Below are 3,038 nucleotides of genomic sequence, written 5' to 3'. Positions count from 1 at the left end.
GCGCGATCGCCTCGTACGCCGAGGCGCGCGACGTACCTGCGGCGCGGGTCGTCTTCTGCGACGCGGCGGCGTACGACGCGGGATACGTCCCGCCGACCGAGATCGCGGGCCGGGTCCGGGTCCGCGGCCGGGGCGGCACGGTCCTCCAGCCGGGCGTCGACCTGCTCCAGCGCGCCGAGGACTTCCCGCCAGCGGCGCCGCTCCTGGTGATCACCGACGGCTGGTGCGACACCCTGCGCATCCGCCGCGAACACGCCTACCTGATCCCCGAGGGCGCCTCCCTCCCCTTCACCGCGAGGGGCCCGGTCTTCCGCCTGACCTGACCTCGCCCGGCGCGCTCGCCCCGCGGCCCCGCCGTAGGCTGGACGTACACGCGCGCGGCGAGGGCACGCGTCTGCTCGCGGCGCGTCAGTTCGCTTCGGTTTCAACCAACTCGGGGACCCGACTCCTTTACGGAAGGAGACCCCGATGACCGCCACGAAGCTCACGTCCGCCACCCCCGGGGCCGCCGCCACGGCGGACGGACAGGCCCCGCGCGCCGGGTACGACCCCGGGTTCCTCACCGTGCCGGTGCCCGCCCCGTCCCTCAGCCCCTCGATCCAGGACAGCGCCGTACTGATCGACGGCTCCGAGGTGATCCCGTACACCCACTTCTCGCTGGCGCTGAGCAAGCCGCGGCGCTTCGCGATCTGGGTGGCGTGGAACATCGACGGCGGCGCCCTCAAGGCCCTCACCCGCAAGGGGATCGACTTCGTCACGGACCCGCGCGTACCGGCCGGGGACCAGGTCGACAACACGCTGTACGAGGGCACCACCAACCGCCTCGACCGCGGCCACATCGCCCGCCGCGCCGACCTCTGCTGGGGCCCGCTGCCCGAGGCCGAGAAGGCCAACCACGATTCGTTCTTCTACACCAACATCACTCCGCAGATGGACGACTTCAACCAGAGCCGGCGCAACGGCCTCTGGGGCAGGCTGGAGGACGCGGTGTTCGCGGACGTGGACGTCGAGGACCTCAAGGTGAGCGTCTTCGGCGGACCGGTCTTCCAGGACGACGACCGGGAGTTCCGCGGTGTACGGATCCCGCGCGCGTTCTGGAAGATCATCGTCTTCTCCGAACAGGGCACGCTCAAAGCCAAGGCGTTCCTGCTGGCGCAGAACCTGGTCCTGCCCGAATCCCTCGAGCTGGACGAGTTCCGCGTCTTCCAGGTCAAGGTCGACGAGATCCAGAACCAGGCCCACGTCCGCTTCCCCACCGCGATGACCGACGCGGACACCTTCGTGGTGCCCGAGTCCCTGGGGATGCGCAGGCCCCTGGAGAGCCTCGAGGACATCGACTGGAACTAGGCCACGGTCCCGGTCGCGGCCCCGGTCGCGGGCGGTAACCGCAGTTTCTGCAGGGACGACGGGTTCGGCGCCGAGGCGACAACTCCCGGATCTCCGCGGTCAGAGCCGCGGTGACCTCGGCCGTGCCGGCCGGCACGGAACGGCCCGCCGCCCCGAATTTCGCACGTGCTCCGCCCAGTCCTGCAGCCACCCCGCCAACTAGTGCCGCATCAGGCAACGTTCGCGCTGCGTTCGATGTGAGATACGGTCCTCAGCCATGGGCCAATTGCTATTGATCAGGCACGGCGAGACCGCATGGAGCCGGACCGGCCAGCATGCCGGCCGCACCGACCTGCCGCTGACCGAGGCAGGGGAGGACGCGGCGCGTGCGCTCGCGCCCCGGCTGGCCGAACGGAAGTTCGCCGCCGTCTACAGCAGCCCGTTGACTCGCGCCCTGCGGACCGCCGAACTGGCGGGGCTCAGCAGCGCGGAGCCCGACACCGACCTGATCGAGTGGGACTACGGCCGCTACGAGGGGCTGACCGCCGAGCAGATCCAGGAGCTCAAGCCCGGCTGGGAGCTGTGGCGCGACGGCGTCGACGCCGGCGAGGACCTCGGGCACGTGACGGTGCGGGTCGACGCCTTCCTCGGCCGGGTCCGGCTGCTGCTGGACAAGGGCGACGTGGCCGCCGTTGCGCACGGCCACCTGTCACGCATCCTCACCGCGCGCTGGCTCGGGCTTGACGCGTCGGCCGGGCGGCAGTTCGGGCACCCGCATCCGGGGACGATCAACACGCTGGGTTACGAGCACGAGCTGCCGGTCGTGCTCGGGTGGAACGTGCCGTAATGGCGGCTGTCCATGGCCGGTCGAAGGCGTAGCGAATACGGCCTCGATGCGGTTGAGCCAGGAGGAGTTCGTCGGGGTGTAGGCCATCTCGGCGTTGTTCGCCGTTGCCCAGGTGCCGACGCGCTGGGACTTCTTCGTGGTCAGGTGCGGGGAGAAGTTGTCACTGACGATCGCAATCCGCACCTCGGGCGGATAGAGGCTGCGCAGGTAGCGGCAGAACTCCAGGAACTGCGTGCGCTTCTTTATCGGTTTGATGTGGCCGTAGAGCTCGCCTTGGTCAGGTCCAGGTTGAGCGGTCCGAACTCGTCCATACAGAAGACGACGCCGGGCTCGCCGTCCTCTGGTACGACCTCGCCGTCGGCAATGGCGCAGAGGTGCTCGACGCGGGCCTTCTTGGCCGCGTAGTCGGGGTCGCGGGAGGTCTTCCAGGTCTTCAGGCGTTGAAAGGAGAAGCCCTCCTCGCGGAGCAGGATGCGCAGGCCCTCGTGGCTGATGTCGTCGACCACCCCCTCGGCGACCAGGAAGTCCGCCGGCTTGGTCAGACTCCAGGTGGAAAATGGCAGGTCGTGCTCGGTCGGCTTGGACTTGGCGATCTTCTTGATCTCGCGGCGCTCGGGCAGCGTGAACGTCTTCGGCCGTCCGCCCTCAAGGCCAGGTCAGCCGCCGTCGGCCGGGCCGCGGGCCGTGTGCCGGTGAGCAAGTGGTATCAGTCCTGGGCCCAGTAGGCCCGGTCGAGGATCTTCAGCACCCCGTCGCGCGCGACCGCCGCGGCACACGCCGACGGCGTGGGCAGGCGTCTCGCGGCGACGGCACCGGCCCGCTCCCGGGCGCGCCGGGTCTCCCCCGGCTTCCCCAGGACCTGCTC

2 protein-coding genes and 2 pseudogenes are annotated in these 3,038 nt (G+C 70.1%); 3 read left to right on the top strand and 1 reads right to left on the bottom strand.

From position 1 onward, the window contains the following. From ACFVXK_RS37920 to ACFVXK_RS37910, 3 genes and pseudogenes are all read left to right on the top strand, one after another. A pseudogene (locus ACFVXK_RS37920) lies at window positions 1-323 on the top strand (hypothetical protein); the annotation flags it as partial. A 145-nt stretch (window positions 324-468) separates the two neighbouring features. Further along, window positions 469-1,347 carry a DNA/RNA non-specific endonuclease gene (locus ACFVXK_RS37915; RefSeq protein ID WP_389621741.1) on the top strand — a complete coding sequence of 293 codons (879 nt, stop codon included), beginning with the start codon at window positions 469-471 and terminating at the stop codon, window positions 1,345-1,347. A 256-nt stretch (window positions 1,348-1,603) separates the two neighbouring features. Beyond that, window positions 1,604-2,173 carry a histidine phosphatase family protein gene (locus ACFVXK_RS37910; protein ID WP_389621738.1) on the top strand — a complete coding sequence of 190 codons (570 nt, stop codon included), beginning with the start codon at window positions 1,604-1,606 and terminating at the stop codon, window positions 2,171-2,173. A gap of 33 nt (window positions 2,174-2,206) precedes the next feature. Here the strand turns inward: ACFVXK_RS37910 and ACFVXK_RS37905 are convergent. Next, window positions 2,207-2,829, bottom strand: a pseudogene (locus ACFVXK_RS37905) (transposase); the annotation flags it as partial. Window positions 2,830-3,038: the final 209 nt, after the last annotated feature.

Source organism: Streptomyces sp. NPDC058157 (assembly GCF_042884105.1).
Taxonomy (GTDB): domain Bacteria; phylum Actinomycetota; class Actinomycetes; order Streptomycetales; family Streptomycetaceae; genus Streptomyces.
This window is presented reverse-complemented; position numbering and strand designations above follow the sequence as displayed.